This window comes from Edaphobacter lichenicola, from assembly GCF_014201315.1.
GTDB classification, from domain to species: domain Bacteria; phylum Acidobacteriota; class Terriglobia; order Terriglobales; family Acidobacteriaceae; genus Edaphobacter; species Edaphobacter lichenicola_B.
The window spans coordinates 415,383-434,100 of the sequence record NZ_JACHDY010000003.1 but is presented as its reverse complement, the minus strand read 5'-3'; the positions used below and the strand labels follow the sequence as shown (position 1 = coordinate 434,100).

General features: G+C 57.2%; 15 protein-coding genes and 2 tRNA genes. 10 read left to right on the top strand and 7 right to left on the bottom strand.

Annotation, left to right across the window (positions count from 1 at the left end; genetic code table 11):
* Positions 1 to 22 precede the first annotated feature (22 nt).
* Positions 23 to 1,333 (bottom strand): tetratricopeptide repeat protein, encoded by a 1,311-nt coding sequence (locus tag HDF09_RS13065; RefSeq protein ID WP_183766936.1) that lies wholly within the window; start codon positions 1,331 to 1,333, stop codon positions 23 to 25.
* A gap of 349 nt (positions 1,334 to 1,682) precedes the next feature.
* A complete protein-coding gene (locus HDF09_RS13060; RefSeq protein ID WP_183766934.1) occupies positions 1,683 to 1,877 on the bottom strand; it encodes a hypothetical protein in 195 nt (64 codons plus the stop codon).
* Between the two features lie 329 nt (positions 1,878 to 2,206).
* On the opposite strand from HDF09_RS13060, the gene smc reads away from it, so the two are divergent.
* From smc to HDF09_RS13030, 6 genes are all read left to right on the top strand, one after another.
* Positions 2,207 to 6,094 carry a chromosome segregation protein SMC gene (gene smc, locus HDF09_RS13055; RefSeq protein ID WP_183766932.1) on the top strand — a complete coding sequence of 1,296 codons (3,888 nt, stop codon included), beginning with the start codon at positions 2,207 to 2,209 and terminating at the stop codon, positions 6,092 to 6,094.
* A 109-nt stretch (positions 6,095 to 6,203) separates the two neighbouring features.
* On the top strand, positions 6,204 to 6,836 hold the full coding sequence (locus HDF09_RS13050) for a hypothetical protein (protein WP_183766924.1): 633 nt from the start codon (positions 6,204 to 6,206) through the stop codon (positions 6,834 to 6,836).
* Between the two features lie 58 nt (positions 6,837 to 6,894).
* On the top strand, positions 6,895 to 7,806 hold the full coding sequence (locus tag HDF09_RS13045) for a phosphoribosylaminoimidazolesuccinocarboxamide synthase (RefSeq protein ID WP_183766922.1): 912 nt from the start codon (positions 6,895 to 6,897) through the stop codon (positions 7,804 to 7,806).
* A 5-nt stretch (positions 7,807 to 7,811) separates the two neighbouring features.
* Positions 7,812 to 8,348, top strand: coding sequence for a CvpA family protein (locus HDF09_RS13040; protein ID WP_183766920.1), 537 nt, complete (start codon positions 7,812 to 7,814; stop codon positions 8,346 to 8,348).
* A 51-nt stretch (positions 8,349 to 8,399) separates the two neighbouring features.
* On the top strand, positions 8,400 to 8,678 hold the full coding sequence (locus HDF09_RS13035) for a helix-turn-helix domain-containing protein (RefSeq protein WP_179582483.1): 279 nt from the start codon (positions 8,400 to 8,402) through the stop codon (positions 8,676 to 8,678).
* Positions 8,679 to 8,705: 27 nt separating this feature from the next.
* Positions 8,706 to 10,616, top strand: a complete 1,911-nt coding sequence (locus tag HDF09_RS13030; RefSeq protein ID WP_183766918.1) for a type II secretion system protein GspD — start codon at positions 8,706 to 8,708, stop codon at positions 10,614 to 10,616.
* On the opposite strand, the gene HDF09_RS13025 is transcribed toward HDF09_RS13030, so the two are convergent.
* Positions 10,591 to 12,045, bottom strand: a complete 1,455-nt coding sequence (locus HDF09_RS13025) for a PAS domain-containing sensor histidine kinase (RefSeq protein WP_260181288.1) — start codon at positions 12,043 to 12,045, stop codon at positions 10,591 to 10,593. The genes HDF09_RS13030 and HDF09_RS13025 overlap by 26 nt on opposite strands.
* Positions 12,046 to 12,209: 164 nt before the next feature.
* Between HDF09_RS13025 and HDF09_RS13020 the strand changes: the two genes are divergently transcribed.
* Positions 12,210 to 12,284, top strand: a tRNA-Gly gene (locus tag HDF09_RS13020).
* A gap of 66 nt (positions 12,285 to 12,350) precedes the next feature.
* Positions 12,351 to 12,425, top strand: a tRNA-Cys gene (locus HDF09_RS13015).
* A gap of 254 nt (positions 12,426 to 12,679) precedes the next feature.
* Here the strand turns inward: HDF09_RS13015 and HDF09_RS13010 are convergent.
* A complete protein-coding gene (locus tag HDF09_RS13010) occupies positions 12,680 to 13,042 on the bottom strand; it encodes a tyrosine-type recombinase/integrase (RefSeq protein WP_183766914.1) in 363 nt (120 codons plus the stop codon).
* A 139-nt stretch (positions 13,043 to 13,181) separates the two neighbouring features.
* Here HDF09_RS13010 and HDF09_RS13005 point away from each other — a divergent pair, with 139 nt between their 5' ends.
* On the top strand, positions 13,182 to 13,658 hold the full coding sequence (locus tag HDF09_RS13005; protein ID WP_260181287.1) for a heme-binding domain-containing protein: 477 nt from the start codon (positions 13,182 to 13,184) through the stop codon (positions 13,656 to 13,658).
* A gap of 184 nt (positions 13,659 to 13,842) precedes the next feature.
* Here the strand turns inward: HDF09_RS13005 and HDF09_RS13000 are convergent, their stop codons facing one another.
* Genes HDF09_RS13000 through HDF09_RS12990 form a run of 3 tightly spaced genes read right to left on the bottom strand, consistent with a single transcriptional unit; the run spans position 13,843 to position 17,795 of the window.
* Positions 13,843 to 15,444 carry a glycerol-3-phosphate dehydrogenase/oxidase gene (locus tag HDF09_RS13000; RefSeq protein ID WP_183766912.1) on the bottom strand — a complete coding sequence of 534 codons (1,602 nt, stop codon included), beginning with the start codon at positions 15,442 to 15,444 and terminating at the stop codon, positions 13,843 to 13,845.
* Positions 15,441 to 16,937 (bottom strand): glycerol kinase GlpK, encoded by a 1,497-nt coding sequence (gene glpK / locus HDF09_RS12995; RefSeq protein WP_183766911.1) that lies wholly within the window; start codon positions 16,935 to 16,937, stop codon positions 15,441 to 15,443. Before glpK ends, HDF09_RS13000 begins: the two co-directional genes overlap by 4 nt.
* Positions 16,938 to 16,988: 51 nt before the next feature.
* Positions 16,989 to 17,795, bottom strand: coding sequence for an MIP/aquaporin family protein (locus HDF09_RS12990; RefSeq protein ID WP_183766909.1), 807 nt, complete (start codon positions 17,793 to 17,795; stop codon positions 16,989 to 16,991).
* A gap of 275 nt (positions 17,796 to 18,070) precedes the next feature.
* Between HDF09_RS12990 and HDF09_RS12985 the strand changes: the two genes are divergently transcribed.
* The gene (locus tag HDF09_RS12985; protein ID WP_183766907.1) at positions 18,071 to 18,712 is read left to right on the top strand and encodes an O-methyltransferase; all 642 of its coding nucleotides are present in this window, start codon (positions 18,071 to 18,073) and stop codon (positions 18,710 to 18,712) included.
* Positions 18,713 to 18,718: the final 6 nt, after the last annotated feature.

The window sequence follows — 18,718 nt, the reverse complement described above, 5'->3', positions numbered from 1 at the left end:
TTTTGTTGTAGTTTCCAGTAGTTTAGTGATGAGCTGGATGATGCACTGGCGCTTTGGCCGGAGTCTTCTTCGGCTCGACCACCGCCCCATCGCTCATCGTAATCAAGATTGGGCTGGGCGTAAATGAGGCGTAAGTGCCGCTCACGGTAACTTTCGCTCCCACCGCAGGTGGCGTCTTCAACGGAGCGGCCAGCTGGAAGGTAAAGTCCGCGGTCTTGGATTGCACTGCATCGTCAGAGACCGCAACTTGCAGAGCAGTGTCGGAGACAGCGATCACAGTCGAATCCGGAAATTGGACTGACTTACCCTTCATCGTGTCCCATACTTTTGCAGCATCCTCAGGCTTGCCATTCGCCAGAATGAACTCCTTGTCACTGATGGCGAGTGTGGAAAGATCGGGAGTGCTCAAGATAACTCCTGCGACGATATCGGCAGGCGATGGAGCTGGCTTAATTTTGAAGTCAGCCGGTGGATTTAGGTTCGTCTGCACCGCAGCCGTCACTGCATCGTAGCCATCGTCGGCACCGTGGTATTTCTTGTAGCAGAACTTCGCCAGAGGCATCATCTGGCTCTTGTATGGCTCTGGAGCAAAGGCCGCGGCGCGCGACGTGTACCAGGTGCAGTTCACATAGTCCGGGGGAGTTGACTGATAGTAGGCTTGCCCCAGAATAAAGGTGTCCTGCAAGAGCACACCGGGGGTTTGGGTCTGGGCAACCGGGACACTGGCCAGTTCAGCCTTGTAGTTCGTGATCGCGGTAGCGGTATCTTTCTTATTCAAAGCAGCCGCACCAATCGCGCCATAGAACACCGGAGTCGCGGCATCTTTGACTTTGGCGAAGTCTGCATCGCTCATATCTGCCGGTTTGGTGGTAACCGCGAGCCCCTTCTGTGCAAAGGACGCAGCCGAATCGAGCGCCGTCTGCTTTGCCGTGGGATCGGTCGCCTGATCACCCTGCTGTTTCCGGAAGTAAACCTCGAAGGTGAGGGCGCGCAGATTGTTGGGATCCACCTGCAATAGCCGATCCGCTGCATCCAGCGTCTTAGCCGGATCAAACGCAGCGTACGCCAGCATCAGCTGCTCCAGCACGGAGGCCTTCACCGGGGACTGCGGATATGCCGTCAGATAAGCTTCGATCGCAGGTGCTTTGGTCTGGGGCGTGGCCTGGCTGATCGCATCGTTGTAGGCTTTGTACTCGGCAGGCGATAGCTGTACGCCGCCGCTCGCGGCCTGCGCGTTGGAACCAAGACTGACCTGGGTTTGTGCTAAAAGGGGTCCCGCAACACTTGCCATGCTAGCGACCACCAGGAGAGACGCAACGACTACCTTCTTCATTCCACACTCCTCAATAAATCTTTCTTTCAAATATGTCTATGTCACCGATGCTTCCGGGGGCACTTGGATATAAGACGAAGCAGAGACCGATCATAGTGCTCAGTCGTTGTCCTCGCCATGCCTAACCCTTCGGCCAGGCGGTTGAAGTGTTCTTGGCATCTCGGGATGATGATGCGGATTATAGAAACGCCGTTGCTCAAAACGCAAGCCTGCCCAACCTTTAGCTGCAATTAAAGTGTTATACACGAACAACCACACCCAATGAATTGATTGCAGACAACCTGCATCAGGAAAAGGGACGCCCTGACCAACGCTCGTCAGTCAGGGCGTCCTGCTCTCCCGCAGTAAGTTACTGATGTGCCACAGACTTCTGGTGAGCTTCGGTCGAATGAGCGTGCGCCTGAGTGGAGTGCTCATGCGCCTTCACCGCGTGCTCATGGGCGGCCTCGTGATCGCCTTTTGCATGGTGCTCGGCTGCGGCGTGATGTGCCTTTGCTGCGTGCTCGTGATGTTCCGCTGCTTTCTTGTGCGCATCGTGTGCCATAAATCTCCTTTGTCTGAAACGTCCGCTTTGATACTCCAGCGAACCTACGCGTTGAACCCTTTCGCCTGCGTCTATGCCGCATTAAATCTCAAGCAAAATGACTCGATTACCATTCCATCAACATCCCAAACCGGGGATAAAGAGGTTATTACTGCCTGTTGCGTGACTCGTTTTGCTCATGCCACCTATTTATGGTGTTTAGTCCGTCTTATCCACAACAGGTGGTGTTGTACCCGTTGATTCCGCACCCAACCGCAGCTACAGTTGAAGCAGTCCTATCGACAGGGGCGAGTTCCAGATAACTTGCCGTCCGCCCCGCAGAGGTGCACTTGCTCAAGCTCAAAAAAGTCCAGATACTCGGCTTCAAATCCTTCTGTGATCGCACCGAGGTTCAGCTCTCCGGTGAAGGGATCGCCGCCATTGTCGGCCCCAACGGGTGCGGCAAGTCCAACATCTCCGACGCCATTACCTGGGTTCTGGGCGAGCAGTCTGCCAAGAGCCTTCGCGGCATCAAGATGGAGGACGTCATCTTCGCCGGTACCCGCGACCGGAAGCCCACAGGTATGGCGGAGGTCTCACTCACCCTCGTCGACCCCGAGGTCTACGACGGAGCCAGCCTTCAGGACGACCCCGAAATCGTCATCGACGAGAGCCTCCCCACCGACTGGGACGAGACCACCCTTCGCCAGCAGCGCGCAGAAGAGACCGAAGAGGCCGTCGCCGAAGCCCAGCCCGGCACAGTCATCGAAGGAGAGGCCAAAGGTCCTCACATGGTTCCTCCCCCTGCCGAAGCCGACGCTGCAGCAGAACTCGCTAATCCGAACAACGTTGTCCTGAAGATTCGTCGCCGAAAGTTCGGCCGCGCCCCCATCCGTGCCGGCGAACTCACCATCACCCGTCGCCTCTTCCGCTCCGGCGACAGCGAATATCTGCTCAACGGCAAGATCTGCCGCCTGCGAGACATTCAGGACATCTTCATGGGCACGGGCCTCGGCGGCGAATCCTACGCCATCATCGGCCAGGAGCGCATCGGCCAACTCCTCTCCGCCAAACCCCACGACCGTCGCTCCATCATCGAAGAAGCCGCGGGCATCACCCGTTTCAAGACAAAGAAACGCCTCGCCGAGCTGCGCCTGGAATCCGCGCGCCAGAACCTTGCCCGTGTCAACGACATCTTCGACGAAGTCACCCGGCAGATGACAACCCTAAAGCGCCAGGCTGCCAAGGCGGAGCGTTACGGGGCGCTGCGCGATGAACTCCGCACCCGCCTCCGCGTTGTACTTGCCAGTCGCATGTCGCAGCTGGATATCGAGCAGGCTGCTACAACGGAAAAGATCACTGCTCTTGCAACTCAGATAGACGCTCAGGCTGCAACCGTCGAAGCGATGGACGCCGAGCACACCGAGGGCGTCAACTCGGGCTACAGTCTCGATCAGCAGATCCGCGAAGCCGGAACTCAGGCAAACCAGTCTGCCGTCGAACTCGAGCGCATCTCTGCCCGCTCCGCCTCGAACGCCGACCGCATCACGGAACTCACCAACCGGCTCGCGACAGGCTCCGACGATCTCGCCCAGGCCCGCGAACAACTTGCAAGCCTTACCGCCGAGCTTGAAGAACATCGGAGCTTCCTCAACAACGCCACAGCCGAGTCGACGAGCTCCCGCGAGGCCGCACAAAGCCATCAAGCGCAGGCGCAGGAAGCAGCCCGTGCCGTCGCTTCAGCAGAGCAGCAGGCCGAACAAAACCGCCGCTCCACCATGCAGCTGGTTCAGCGTATTGCTCAGACTCGCAACGAAGAGGCTCAGGCGGCCGCGGCTCTCGCTGGCCTGGACCGCGAAGCGGAACGCCTCCTCTCCGAGTCCGAAATAGCCAGACAGGAACTCGAAACTCTGGGCCTGCAGCGTGGTCAGGTCAAGATGTCCTTCGAGTCGGTGACCGAACGCCTCAAGCGTCTCGAAGCCGAGATCACCGAACTTCGCCTCCAGGTTGAAGCCAGCCGCAACGAGGAGTCTCTGTCCAAGCGCCGCGGCGACCAGTTGCGAGGCGAAGCAGCAACCCTTGCCGGCCGTTACACGTCCCTCGAAGCGCTTATCCGCGAGCACAGCTACTCCACCGATACCGTTCGGAGTCTCTTCAAAACTGACGCCTACAAACAGAATGCCGATGGCATGGCAGCGGTGGGCACTCTCGCCGACTTCCTGGAAGTCAACGGCAAGTATGAAAATGTCGTCGATGAATTCCTCCGCGACGAGCTTAATTATGTCGTCGTCAAATCCTGGGACGCGGCTAACGCAGGCATGCATCTCCTCCAGACCGACGTCACCGGACGCGCCACCTTCCTCGTACATCCCAACGACTCCCAGGCAAACTTCGCATTTGCCGATGGCATGCCCAGCATCGCTCAGACCAACATCGACGGAATCGAAGGTGTCGTTCCGCTGAAAGAGTGCATCCGCGTTCTTGATGGTTTCGGGAAATCCCTCGAGGTCATTCTGCCCAAGCTCCGCGAGGGCTTCGTAGCTCCAGACTCCTACTCCGCACGCTCTCTCGCGCTCTCGAACCCCCAGGCATTCTTTCTCTCTCCGTCCGGTGAGACCTTCCATAACGTCACCGTTACAGGTGGCCGCCCCCGCACCCAGGGTCCGCTGGCCCTCAAACGCGAACTAGCCGAGGTCCAGCAAAAGCTCGAAAAGGCGGAACAGGAACTAGTTCAGACCGATCGCAACACCATCGAGCTGCAGCATCAGATCGCCGCCCTCCAGTCCGCCATCGAAGGCAAGACCCACGAGCGTCGTGACGCCGAGCGTGAGTCGGCCAACTCCGGAGCGGCCCTGCGCCAGATGGAGTCGGAGGTCGCCCGCATCGAGCGCCGCCTGCAGGACTGGGCTCTGACCAACGAACGCAATCGCGAGGCCCGCAACCAGAAAGCAGATTTGATCTCGCGCCGCCAGCAGGAGGCAACCGCCTTCGACAATGAACGCAACACGCTTGAGGCCAACCTCACCGCTCTTCAGGAACAACTTGAAGAGCTGCGCGGCCGCCGCGAAGAGCTTCAGCAGGGCGCAGCAGCAGCCTCCGCCGCACTTGCCGGCCTCGAAGAACGCCGCCGCAACGCCGCCGCGAACTTCGAGCAGACTACCCGACTCCATAACGGCCAGAACCAGCGAATCCAACAGCTCGATCAACAGCTCGACTCGGCCGGAGCAGAAAAACTCCGCCGCGAAGAAGAGACAGCCGCCCTCACCGTCCAGCAAGCCGAGCTCTCAGAGGTACGCGCCAACGCTGTCGCTCAGGGCGCACGGCTTACCGAAGAGGCCCACACGCTCCGTGCTTCCATGGCCGAACTCGATGCCCGTCTCCGCACGCTTCGTCATGAAACCGAGGCGCTACGCGAACAGCGCGCTGCTCTTACCGCCCGTGCCGCAAAGCTCGCCTCCGACATTGAGCACATCGACGCTACCTGCCTCAACGACCTCGGCGTTGAAGCCATCACCCTCCGCGAAGACCACACCATCGCCCGCATTGAGGGCGACGACCTCCACGTGCAGGAAGAAGAGTCACGCACCCTCAAACAAAAGCTCGAAGCCATGGGTCCGGTCAACATGATGGCTCTCGACGAGTACAACGAAACTGTCACCCGGCATAGCTTCCTGGAGACCCAGCGCAAGGATCTGCTCGACTCCATCGAAAATACTCAGGCCTCGATCAAAGAGATCGACGACGTCTCCCGTCTCAAATTCGACGAAGCCTTCAAAGTCATCAACGACAACTTCTCCGTCACCTTCACCAAGCTCTTCGGTGGCGGCCAGGCGTTCATGAAGCTCACCGATGCCGAAAACTCCAACGAAAGCGGAATCGACATCGTCGCCTCGCCCCCAGGCAAAAAGCTACAGAACATTCTTCTGCTCTCCGGAGGAGAAAAAGCTCTTACCGCTCTCTCCCTGCTCGTCGGAATCTTCCAATTCCAGCCGGCCCCCTTCTGCATCCTCGACGAAGTCGATGCTCCGCTCGACGAAACCAACGTTGGCCGCTTCGCAAAGCTCATTCACGAAATGAGCGCGACCACACAATTCGTCGTCATCACCCACAGCAAACGCACGATGTCCCAGGCGGACGTTATCTACGGAGTCACGATGCAGGAGCCCGGCGTTTCGAAGATCGTCAGCGTCAACCTCAATCGCCGCGAAGCCCCCGACAACCGTCGCGCCGTAGCGTAATGCCCTAACCTTTGCGCAGCTGGAGCGATTCACCACTCGCTCCAGCTTTTTTTCACCCGTTAAGCTCTTGCCCCATCTCATCCGCGAAAGCAGCTAATCTAAAGACTGCATGAACATACCGCTCACAACTGCCGTCCTTATTTTGTTGTCAGGGGCGATGCTTCTAGTGCGGATCTTTTGGGAACGTATCCCACCTCGTCTCAGGTTCACCATCTTCACGATTTCCATCATTCTGTTCTTGCTTCATGCGTTCTTCGCTGCTTCCAGATGGGGAACGACCTCCGACAGGTTGAACGTCCTCATTAATTGGTTAGCTGTCGCAGCCTACGAGCTTCTGGTTCTCCTCTTCACCCGGCTCTCTCCAAGATGGCTGACATACCTTAGCGCGACAATCCTGTTGATTCCGGTCTTTGGGGCGAGTATCCTGCTCCCGCTCGGCGACCTCTTCGACCCCACGTCTTACAAGACGGTGCCCGTCGGAAACAACCTGTTCTACGAAGTCAAACCATGGGGCGATCCCGGCAGCGGCAATAGAGGCGCTGACGTTATCGTCTCTTATCGTCCTCCCTTCGCACCATTTCTCCGTCGTAAAGCCCGGACCATCCCTTTCAGTGATCGTGAATGCAACTCAACCGCTGCCTTCGCTATCCCCTTTCCTGATACAGGAAGCGTCCTCGGCCGGTGCCCCCGTTGGCCGTCGCAGGCCCCAGGAACGGTCGACAAGTTACTCCCGCTGCTCTAGGCTTTTACTGTCTATTCCAGTCTGATTTGCAAAACACAAAGGTGGTACCGTCAAGCCTATGTCAGAAGCCTTGATTCAAACCGATCTCGGATCACTTCCCCTCACAGCCCGTGGCAAGGTTCGTGACATCTACGCCCTCTCCGCCGACCGACTCCTCTTCGTAGCCAGCGACCGCATATCCGCCTTCGATCATGTTCTCGGCAGTGGCATTCCGTTCAAGGGGAGGATTCTCACCCGACTGTCGCTTTTCTGGTTCGATCTCCTCAAACCGATCGTCCCAAACCACCTGATCACCGCCGACGCTACACAATTCCCCCCCGAACTCCAGCCATTCCTTGACCAGCTGGAGGGCCGCAGCATGCTCGTCAAGCGAGCAAAGATGTTCCCCGTCGAGTGTGTCGTCCGCGGCTATCTCTCCGGATCCGGCTGGAAGGACTATCAGCAAACCGGCTCTATCTGCGGCATCAAACTACCTGCCGGCCTTCGAGAGTCGGACCGCCTGCCTGATCCAATCTTTACCCCGGCTGCAAAGATTCACTCCGGCGGTCACGATGAAAACATCTCCTACGAAGTGGTAGAGAAGACGATTGGCGCGGCCTATGCCGATGCCCTGCGCTCACTTACGCTCAAAATCTATGAGAAAGCAACCGAACATGCAGGCCGCCAAGGGCTGATCCTCGCCGACACCAAGTTTGAATTCGGTCTCGTCGCCGACGAATCAGGAAACGAACAGATCGTTCTTGCCGACGAGGTACTGACTCCCGACTCCTCACGCTACTGGCCAGCAGGCTCCTACAACCCCGGTGGGCCGCAACCTTCTTTCGACAAACAATACGTCCGCGACTATCTCGAATCGATCCACTGGAACAAGCAGGCTCCCGCGCCCGCGCTACCCCGTGAGGTGGTCCTACGTACCGGCGAGAAGTATCTCGAAGCCTATCGCCTGCTCACTGGCCGTACAAACCTGTAAGCCGCATGAACCTCTTCGACTGGTTCCTGATAGCGATCCTTGCCTACTCCACCATCGTGGCCTTCTTCCGAGGCATTATCCGGGAGCTCTTCTCCCTGGGCGGCCTGATCGTGGGAATCCTGATCGCCAGTTGGAACTACAATCGCCTGGCGATCTATCTTCAGCGTCTCATCGCCACACCATCCATCGCAGAGATGGTCTCCTTTTTCCTTCTCGTCATAGGAGTCATGGTGCTCAGCGCGCTACTCGGCAGAGCCCTCAATCGCACCGCCCATGCCATCGGGCTCGGCTTCTTCGACCGTATCCTCGGCGCAGTCTTCGGTTTCGCCCGTGGTTGCCTGCTCGGAGTGGCCATTCTGATGGCGATCGCCGCCTTCTCCCCCCATCCCCCCTGGATTAAAAATTCGCAGCTATCTTCCTATTTCCTTGCGGGGGCGCATGCGGTATCCTTCGTTGTACCTCACGACCTTCAGCAACGGATTCTGGATGGCGCCGCCCAACTCAAGCACAACGCGCCCAATTGGATCAAACCGCTACGGTAGAGGCACAATGAGAGTGCGGTTCCACTAAGGAGCCGCCAGCGAGGAATAACCTTGAAGCGCGAAATGGACGGCTTGATCACTCAGATGCACAGCGCCGGCATCCCCTACTCGGAGGCCGTACGTCAGTTCAAGAAGCGCTACATCCTCGAAGTATTGGCGCACCACAAGGGAAACCAGTGCAAGGCCGCCGACGAGCTCGGTATGCACCGCAACACCCTGAGCCGTACCCTCGCTGAGCTCGACATGGACACCGCGCAGATCCGCAACGGCATGCGTCGCCCCCCCAGAAGCGAGCGCCCGCACATTCAAAATATTGCCAGCGCCCGTTAACTACCGCGTCCGTCTAATCAGCAGTCGATGAGACCCACCCTCCAAGCTCGCGCGGCCGCATTTGCAAAATACACCGCCGCGCTCGCCATTATCGGTACAGTCTCCCTCCCCACCCTGGCCCAGTCCAATCCGGGCCCAAACGCCAGCGCCTCCGAAACTGTCTCCAAACGAAACGTTCGGGCTGCTGAAGACGCCTACCTCTCTGGTGCGCGACTATTGGATCATAACGATCTAACGGGCGCTGAGTTGAAATTCCGTGAAGCAACCACCCTCAGCTCCTCCAACCATGACTACGTCTTGGCGCTAAACCTCACGCACCAGCGCCACGTCTCCGATCTGATACAGCAGGCTGGGAAAGCGCGTCTCCTCGGGCAGCATGAAAAGGCCGAAACACTCCTGGCCGAAGCCCGTCTCCTAGACCCCGAGAATAAGATCGTAGGCTCACAAGTCGACAACGGCGAACTCCCGAAGGCGTTCCACCCGGAGATCGAACCCTGGATCCGCGAAGGCCCTGCCATCGCCGGTCCTGTCACCCTTGAGCCGAATCCCGGTCAGAAGAGCTTCCACCTTCACTCCGATGTGCAAGACGTTATCCGCCAGGTCGTGTCAGGTTACGGTATCCGTCCAGTATTTGATGAATCGGTCCAGAGACAAGATCTGCGCTTCGATCTCGACGACTCGTCTTACCAACAGACGGTCCCCGTTCTCCTGAACATCACCCATCTATTCGCCGTACCTCTGGACGCCAAAAGCGTCTTCATAGCCAAAGACACCCTGGAGAACCGCCAGCGTCTCGAGCGTCAGTTGCAGGAGACGATCTACATCCCCGGCATGACCAACGAAGAGATGGACAACCTCGGCACCCTTGTAAAAAATATCTTCGACGTCAAAGAAGTTACCGTCGGGAAGGCCTCCGGCACCCTCGTCCTCCGTGCCCCCCAGGAGACCCTGACGTATATCAACCTCACCCTCGCCGATCTCATCGACGGCGGCAGTGAAGTCATGATCGACCTTCAACTCTACTCCGTCGACAAGACCAATCAACGCACCATCGGCGCACAGCTTCCGCAACAGGTCGGCATCTACAGCGTAGCTTCAGCGGCGCAAAGTATCGTCAGCTCCAATCAAAGCCTCGTTAACCAGGCCATCGCTCAGGGTCTTATCCCGGCCGGGTCGAGCAACATCACCATTGCTCTCGCGCTCATCGCCTCTGGTCTCGTCCAAAGCACCTTGCTCTCCAATACCGTCGGCTTCTTCGGCGGAGGCCTCACTCAGACCGGCGTCACCACAAATCAGTTCGCCGCCTTCAGTCTCTCGCTAACCGCAAGCGACACCCGTGCCCTCAACGACATTCAGATCCGGGTCGGCGACCGTCAGTCCGCCACCTTCAGGGTCGGAGAGCGCTACCCCATCACCACCGCAACCTACTCCTCTGGAATCAGCAACTCCTCCGTACCCTCCAACGCCACCATCAACGGAGTCTCGGTCTCCAGCCTGCTCAACTCCGCCGCTGGCACAGCAGTGACCATTCCCCAGATTCAGTATGAAGATCTCGGCCTGACTCTAAAGGCAACACCAACCGTGCAAAAGTCAGGCGCAATCAAAATGCACATCGATCTAAAGATTGAAGCACTAAGCGGCGGCACGGTGGATAACATCCCAATCCTCAACAGCCAGCAGTTCGCCTCCGACGTAACCCTCGACGACGGAGACACTGCACTCATGGTCAGCAGCCTCACCAGAAGCGAATCTGCCAGTATCGACGGGTATCCTGTATTGAGTGAGCTACCCGGCTTTCAAACCCTTACCGCAGATCGTCTGACGGACACCAGCTCCAGCGAACTCCTCCTCCTCCTCACGCCCCACATCACCCGTCGCCGATCCAACCTCACCGTAGGTCCTAGAATCGCAATCAATTTACCTGAGCCACCAGGTTAGGACTGCTCTCCACCGGCAACCAAACCGAAAACACAGTGCCATGCCTCTCGCCACGTCGTGTTCTTGCCCGGATTCGGCCGCCGTGCTTCTCGACGATCCCCTTACTCACCCAGAGCCCAAGCCCTGTTCCGGTAAGCTCCTTCGTCGTCTGGAACGCCTCAAAAAGATGCTCCTGCATCTCAGGCCGAATCCCCTCTCCAATATCCGCGACCGTCAAACGCACCCCGCGAGCGCCACTTAGACCATCCCGTTGCGGATGCAACCTTATCGTTAGCCTCCCTCCTTTACTCATCGCGTCGAGCGCATTCCTGACCAGATTATTGATCACCTGGCGGATCTCTCCTTCGAGCACCCTCACCCTTGGGGTCGCCACCAACTTCAATTCAATCTCAATGTTCCGAACCAGAGTCCGCCCCGTATACAGAGCCATCACCGTACGCAATAGCTCCGCCATATCCACCTCGGTCGGCTTGCTATGTTGTCGGTTGAACCGCAAGGTCTGCAACGTGATTTCAGTGACCCGAGCCAACTCCCCTTGAGCCAGAGCCGCATAGTGCTGCGTATCTTCCATCGACTCCGATTGTCGAATCAGATACAGCAGGTTCGTAATCGACTCGAGTGGATTATTGATCTCATGGGCAATGGACGAAGCCAATTGCCCCACAGCTGCCAGCTTCTCTGACTTCCTCAGCGCCTCGTCCTGCAGCCGTGCCTGCGTGACATCAGTATTCACGGCTACGCCGCCAAGTATCTTTCCATTCAGGAAAATCGGCGCTGCCACACTGCGAATCCACCGATTCGACGTGCTTACCGTCTCTGTGGACCATTGCCCAGCCAGCGCCGTCTCCAGCGTCTTCAACTCTGGCGGAAACGTTCCGCCGCTCATCATCTTGGCAACGTGATTGGAGCGGAGCTTTGCATTGGAAGTCGCTATATAAACCCCATGCGGCATGCTTTCAATGACAGCATCCAACTCAGCCGTCTTCTGTTCCGCCATCTCATAGGCTCTATGGAGGTTTTCCTGCTGTTGTTGCAGTTCGGTTACCTCCCGAAATGTCACCACGACGCCCACAACAGACCCCTCAACAATCACCGGCTGCGCGGAAAGCTCCGCAACGAAGCTGCTTCCATCCTTCCGGAACATCGTGTCCGTCAGTCGCCTCAGAGTTTTACTCTTCCGCACCACGTCATAGATCGGGCACTCGGAACCGGGAAAATGGCGCCCGTCAGGATAGTGATGATGAACAAGTTCGTGCATATTGTTGCCCAGCATCTCCTCGCTCGCGAAGCCAAAGCAATTCACCGCCATAAGATTCACGAACGTACAATTCCCCTCAAGGTCGAGACCCCATATCCCCTCTCCGGCAGAATCAAGCAGCGCCTGCCAATGCTGCATCTGCCCCACGTTCTGTAGTAATGGCTGCGTCATCTGCCTCATGTCGGACTGGCGCCCTCGCTAAGTCCGCGCCCGTCAACAAATGAGATGCAGATTCCTGCCTCTTCTGTCGCTCAGAAAACTGAATCGCACTTTACGACGACATCTCACAGCGCGTTGACCATACTGAACATGGCCGCTATACTTGAATCTGTAGAGCGGGAGTAGCTCAGTGGTAGAGTGCTTCCTTGCCAAGGAAGATGTCGCCGGTTCGACCCCGGTCTCCCGCTCCAATAACATCCTGCCTGCGGTACACTTCTCCTACAATCCAGCAGGGCAGAATCACATAGCCCACCCGAGGCGCGGTACCCAAGTGGTAAGGGAGAGGTCTGCAAAACCTTTATGCGTCGGTTCGATCCCGACCCGCGCCTCCAAATTATTCAACAACTTAGCCCCTCACGGGGCTTTTGTTATTTAGGCACTGTAGTCACAACTGTAGTGCCCACCCCAAGAATCGAGCTAATCACTGAATAGCCTGTGAAACTGTCGCAGCATTTCGCTCTGCGAACTCTCTGCTCTGCGACGTACTGTTCAATTTTGTTCATTGCCTTCGTCTGGTTTTCTTGTGTTGGGTGCGCGTAGCGAAGAACCATGTTGATCTTCGAGTGACGAAGAATCGCAGCGAGTGTCACAAGGTCGATACCAGACTCGACTGCGCAGTCGCGAACGTATGCCTATACGTATAAAGGGTTAGTGCGGCAACCCCACTTTTCTTCACTGCGCGATCATGTGCGTTATTGACCTTTGGCACAGGCTTGTCAGGGTCACCATCGTGCGCGAACAGGTACTTGCCTCCACGTTCGTTGATGCGTCTTTCGAGAATGCTTTTGACTCGTGCGGTGAGTGCGATGCGTCGCTTCGCGGCCTTCGTCTTTCCGAAGGGGTTGAACAAATAGTCTTTAGATAAGTGAACATTCTCAGGCGGGATGAGGTAGACCTCTTCAGGCCGCATCCCCTTCTCAAGCATGATCGTGGCCACATCGCGCAACATACCCAACTCAGTTTGATATTGTCTTCATCGCGTCGTTTTTTAGCGTTCACTGCTTTCACCATCTCGCCCTTCACCCTGCGAATTACTTCCGTCCGCGATTGATCGAAAAACCTTATGCGCGACTTCTGCCGCTCGTTCAATGCGTCGTTCGAGCAGCAAGGTAGTCTTGATAACCAAGTGCGCGGACTGCCCTTCAAGCGAGACGCGGTGGCCGATGTATGCGCGGATCGCTCCCGGATCATGGCTGATCGAACGGGATATCGTTGAGGCGCGTAAAAAGATGGACCTGTCGCAATGGGAAGAGGTACCCCCGGACCGGCAAGATGTGCTGATGTCGAAGATTGTCCAAGAGGCAAAGAGTGGAGAGATGCCTCCCCTGCAGTATCGGTTACTGCATTGGGATGCAGCCCTTTCCAAGGCCGATGTGCTTACACTTTCGATGCTCGGAAAGAGTGAGGGCAAGAGCGAAGCAGCTTCGGAGGGAGCGGACGATGCTGCACGCGGCAGGGCTCTGTTTGAGAGACGTTGCACAGGGTGTCATGCGATGGAAGTGGATCGCGAAGGACCCGGCTCGCAGGCGGGTTTGGCAGGAAAGCGGGAGCATGGCCGGATTTAAGTACTCAGCCGGACTAAAGGGATCCGGGCTGACCTGGAGCGAGCGACGCTGGAGAGGCGGCTGAGCAATCCGGATTTGATGATACCGGATAACAAAATGAGCTTCCCAAGGCTGAAGAACGGCGGGACTTGATCGCATACCTGAAGCGATAGCACGTGATTGGCTCTACACGAAATCACCGGACTCACACCACAGGCGGCGCGGCCGGATATTTCGTCCCCTGTGGTATGTACTGGGCTGCCAACGCCCCAAAGATTCTCACCTGCTCCTCGGCCCACGCCGCATCCTTGCCGAGTTCTTTAGCAAGTAGAGACGCGACCGCAGGTGCTATCGCTATTGCAGCACGCGCGTTCAACAGCAGCGCACGAGTGCGTCGTGCCAGAGCATCGTCCAACGTGCGAGACATCTCATTTCGTGCGGCCCACACAACCTCTGCCGCTGTATAAGGCAGATCAGGATGAAGGAGTCCGGCAAGTTCAGGGCTTTCTTTGGATAGTTCCAGAATTGCCGGTGCATCTGAGCCATAAACGGACAAACTACCAAACTCCTCGGGATGCTGATGATAGCCATGAATGTGCATGGTCGCTGTAACACATGGCTTTTCGTCCAGTCTTCCGAGAGTCATGGCATGGTCCACTGTGTCTTCGGCCATATGTCGATAGGTTGTCCACTTCCCACCGACAATAGTGAGCAGACCGGAGTGGTCGATATGAATCGTATAGTCGCGCGACAGCGACGAAGTCTTTCCGTCGCTGGCTCCTGCAGCCTTTACCAGCGGGCGAATGCCGACATAGACGCTGAGAATATCTTCCCGAGTCGGCTTGTGGCTCAGATAACGGCCCGCCGTCTCAAGCACAAAGTCGATCTCCTCCTCAAAAGGTAGCGGCTCGTACGATATCGTCTCGATGGGCGTATCCGTAGTACCGACCAGAGTGCGGTTGTGCCAGGGAACGGCAAACAGTACGCGTCCATCGTCGGTTTGGGGTACAAGCAAAGCCGTGTCGCCCACCAGGAAGGAGCGGTCGAACATAAGATGAATACCTTGACTGGGAGCCATCATCTGTTCGACCCCGGGCTCCGCCAGCCGGCGAATCTCATCGGTGAAGATGCCTGTCGCATTCACCACGGAACGCGCCTCAATCTCAAACTTCTCCCCGCTTTCACCATCTACCGCCACCACCCCCTGCACAAAGCCCGACTCATCCTTCTTCAACTCAACGACACCCGCATAGTTCAAAAGAGTCGCACCATGCTCCGCGGCAGTCGTCATCAGATTGATCAGGAGACGCGTGTCGTCAAACTGCCCGTCGTGGTACATCACCCCGCCCCGCAGACCGTCCCTGCGAATCGTGGGCAGAAGCTGCAACGTCTCTTCCAGGGAAAGCACCTTGGACGAGCCAAAGCTGTACTTCCCTGCGAGGAAGTCATAGACCTTCATCCCAATCCCATAGAACGGCGCCTCCCACCAGGAGTAGTTGGGAACGATGAACTTCAGATCTTTCACGATGTGAGGAGCGTTCCGCAGCAGGATCCCGCGCTCCTTCAGTGCCTCCATCACAAGCGAGACATTTCCCTGCTCAAGGTAACGGACACCTCCATGAACAAGCTTCGTAGCGCGGCTGGAGGTTCCTTTGCCAAAGTCTTCCCGCTCCAAAAGCAGAACATCATACCCTCGCGATGCCGCATCAACGGCAACCCCGGCGCCTGTGGCTCCTCCGCCGATCACCACAATGTCCCAGGGTTCTTTGCGGTTGCGTACACGGGCTAACATCTCATCGCGATTCATCTGCTCTCCTTGTTCCAGTGGCGAGAACGCTCGACAGCCTCTCTCCAGTTGTCCTGCAGCTTCTGCATATGCTTCTTATCCGTCCTTGGTTCGAAGAGTGTGTCAGCCTTGCGATGCAGCTTCAGCTCATCGATGCTATCCCAGAATCCGCTGGAGAGACCCGCCAGATAAGCGGTACCAAGAGCAGTCGTCTCCAGCACAGCAGGACGGCGAACCGGCACGCCCAGAAGGTCCGCCTGAAACTGCATCAGGCCATCATTGGCTGCGGCTCCCCCATCCACGCGAAGCTCCGTAAAGGGATTCTTTGTATCCGAATCCATCACACGAAGAACGTCCGCCACCTGAAACGCGATGCTCTCGACGGCCGCTCTCGCTATGTGAGCGATCTGTGTTCCGCGTTGCAGGCCTATGATCAGCCCTCTTGCCTGCGCATCCCAGTAGGGCGCTCCAAGGCCCGTAAATGCAGGCACAAAGACCACACCATCCGAGTCAGGCACAGAGGCCGCAACCGCCTCCACCTCCGAGGACTTCCGAAAAAACTTCATGTTGTCCCGAAGCCACTGCACCACAGCGCCGCCTATAAAAATGCTGCCTTCGAGTGCATAAGCAAGCGTCCGGTCCGTGCTGCAGGCAAGCGTTGTAATCAGGCGATGGCTCGAAAGCGTGAACTTACCGCCAATATTCTGCAACAGAAAACAACCCGTACCGTAGGTATTCTTAGCGTCACCAGGAGAGACGCAAAGCTGCCCAAACAAGGCCGATTGCTGATCCCCGGCAATGCCTGCAATCTCCACCTCGCCCAGCCCAAGTGTGGTCGTCACCTGTCCCACCTTCTCGTTGGACCACACAACTTCAGGCAAAAGGCTCTTGGGAATATTGAAGAGCTTCAGCAGGTCGTCGTCCCACCTGTCTTCAACGATGTTGTAGAGAAGCGTACGTGAAGCGTTGGTCCGATCCGTGACATGACGTTTGCCACTGGTCAAATTCCAAACCAGCCAGCTGTCGACGGTGCCGAAGGCGAGTTTTCCTGCCTCGGCACGAGCGCGCACTCCTTCAACATTCTCCAAGATCCATGCGACTTTGCTCGCAGAAAAGTAAGGGCTCAGCAAGAGTCCTGTCTTTTGACGGACCGTCTCCTCAGCCCCATCATCGGCGAGCCTCTTCATCATGCCGCCGGTACGGCTGTCCTGCCAGACAATCGCGTTATAGACCGGCTTCCCCGTCTCGCGATCCCAGACGATCGTAGTCTCCCGCTGGTTGGTGATCCCCAGAGCGATGACATCTCTTGGGCGTACTCGAGCTTTACCCATCACCTCAATCGCAGAGCTCAACTGTGAGGTCAGAATGTCGAAGGGGTCATGTTCTACCCAGCCACTGCTCGGATAGATCTGCGGGAACTCACGCGATGCAGTCCCCGCAATCTGCCCGTCGTGGTCGAAGAGGATCGCGCGAGAGCTCGTCGTTCCCTGATCGAGTGAGAGTACATACTTCATCTTGTCTCCTTGGATGTCCGTAACTTGAAAGAATATTCTTCCTCTCGAGCACTACGTCTTCGCTGCATCGAGCGCCTTCTGTCGCGCTGGCAAAAAAGGCAGAATCAGAAGTTGATAAGTTCCACCGCCCACCAGTCCGCCGAGCAACGGAGCAACAATGGGAATCCACCAATAGCTCTGCGGCGAAGGAAGCGCAGAAGCACCCCAGCCTGCGAGAAAACAGAACAGCCGTGGTCCAAAATCACGCGCAGGGTTCAGCGCCCACGCCTCCAGATAACCCATCGACGCCCCAATCAACGCCACCAGAAATCCGATCATGAGCGCCCCCGCATTCGCACCGGGAGCCATCTCGTTGTACTGCTCGGTAATCGCAAAGATGCCAAAGATCAGAAACGCAGTGAGGATAATCTCATCGCCAAAGGCGTGCATGGGTGTGATCGCCAGGCCCGGATGAGTAAAGAAGACCCCCGCAGCCCCTCCCGCAGCTCGAGTAAGGTGGTTCGTCAGATTGAAGTTGTCGATCAGCGGCGAGAACAGCGTATAGACGATCCCCGCCCCCAGAAAGGCGCCCGTCACCTGCGCAAGGCAATACGGAAGCACCTTGCCCCAGGAAAACCCTCGATATACCGCAAGCGCCAGCGTAACGGCTGGATTTCCGTGGCAACCACTCACCGAGCCCGTCGTATAGATAGCGATCGTTACCGCCAGCCCCCATGCGATGCACACTCCCCAATAGGCCTGCTGGTAGGGGCTTGGACTGTACAGCGTGTACATTGCCGCGACCGAATCGCCGAACGCAATAATGAGGAACATAGCCACTGCTTCTGATATCAGTTGCCCCGCGAACGTCTTGCTCATGCAGCGTCGTCTCCTGGCTTGCTTGTTCTATTCCTTCACTCGGGAAGAACCACGGAAGTCGAAAACTCCGCCTGACCGCTCGCTGGCCATTATCTACATTTTTCTCATACGGCAAAGGATTGCTCTAATGTAGGCCAAAATCAGATATCGGTCGGGCCGCCGAGACGAAAAGTCGACGTTGCCGTCATGGGCTCCCTGTTCGCGAATCGCCTGAGCCTTTGTCATTGCTCGTTATGCCTGCTAATCCCGCATAATGGAAGATCAGGGAGTTTTGCATGGGTTTATTCAGCAAGAAGATAAAGCAGGAACATAAGGTCATGCTCCAGCATGATCGCGCCGCCGGTACGCTCCAGTCCGAGTCCCACCGCGCCACGCCCGAGTGCCCACAACCCGAGCACTGGAGCATGATCGACTCCATGACCGCGGAACTCGAAGTCCTCGAATTCCTCGCGACGCTGGTTACAACCATCAAGCCTACGCTCGTCGTTGAAACCGGATCTTTCCTCGGCGTCTCAACCGAATGGATCGCAAAGGGCCTCGAGCGCAACGGCTTCGGCAAAGTCATCAGCTGCGAGTTTGACCCGCTCGTCTACGCTCGCGCCAAAGAACGCTTAGAAGCGTCCCCGCTCAAGCCCTGGATCGAACTCCGCAACCAGTCCAGCCTTGAGATGAAGATCGACGGCACAATCGATCTCTTCTTCTCCGACTCCGACATGCCAATCCGCGAGCAGGAGGTCAAGCGCTTCCTTCCGCAGATCAACCCCAACGGCCTCATCCTCATGCACGACGCCAGCTCGCACCACAAGGTCGTCCGTGACGCGGCGAAGTCGATGGAGTCCGAGGGTCTGCTCTCCGTCGTCTTTTTACCGACTCCTCGCGGACTCGTCATCGCTCAACCCCGCGCCGGTCGCAGCTAGACGCAG

What these genes read in the sequence shown, in the direction of transcription:
- HDF09_RS13065 (WP_183766936.1), bottom strand. Translation starts at nt 1,333, where the DNA reads ATGAAGAAGGTAGTCGTTGCGTCTCTCCTGGTGGTCGCTAGCATGGCA.
- HDF09_RS13060 (WP_183766934.1), bottom strand. Translation starts at nt 1,877, where the DNA reads ATGGCACACGATGCGCACAAGAAAGCAGCGGAACATCACGAGCACGCA.
- HDF09_RS13050 (WP_183766924.1), top strand. Translation starts at nt 6,204, where the DNA reads ATGAACATACCGCTCACAACTGCCGTCCTTATTTTGTTGTCAGGGGCG.
- HDF09_RS13045 (WP_183766922.1), top strand. Translation starts at nt 6,895, where the DNA reads ATGTCAGAAGCCTTGATTCAAACCGATCTCGGATCACTTCCCCTCACA.
- HDF09_RS13040 (WP_183766920.1), top strand. Translation starts at nt 7,812, where the DNA reads ATGAACCTCTTCGACTGGTTCCTGATAGCGATCCTTGCCTACTCCACC.
- HDF09_RS13030 (WP_183766918.1), top strand. Translation starts at nt 8,706, where the DNA reads ATGAGACCCACCCTCCAAGCTCGCGCGGCCGCATTTGCAAAATACACC.
- HDF09_RS13025 (WP_260181288.1), bottom strand. Translation starts at nt 12,045, where the DNA reads ATGACGCAGCCATTACTACAGAACGTGGGGCAGATGCAGCATTGGCAG.
- HDF09_RS13010 (WP_183766914.1), bottom strand. Translation starts at nt 13,042, where the DNA reads ATGTTGCGCGATGTGGCCACGATCATGCTTGAGAAGGGGATGCGGCCT.
- HDF09_RS13005 (WP_260181287.1), top strand. Translation starts at nt 13,182, where the DNA reads ATGCGTCGTTCGAGCAGCAAGGTAGTCTTGATAACCAAGTGCGCGGAC.
- HDF09_RS13000 (WP_183766912.1), bottom strand. Translation starts at nt 15,444, where the DNA reads ATGAATCGCGATGAGATGTTAGCCCGTGTACGCAACCGCAAAGAACCC.
- glpK (WP_183766911.1), bottom strand. Translation starts at nt 16,937, where the DNA reads ATGAAGTATGTACTCTCACTCGATCAGGGAACGACGAGCTCTCGCGCG.
- HDF09_RS12990 (WP_183766909.1), bottom strand. Translation starts at nt 17,795, where the DNA reads ATGAGCAAGACGTTCGCGGGGCAACTGATATCAGAAGCAGTGGCTATG.
- HDF09_RS12985 (WP_183766907.1), top strand. Translation starts at nt 18,071, where the DNA reads ATGGGTTTATTCAGCAAGAAGATAAAGCAGGAACATAAGGTCATGCTC.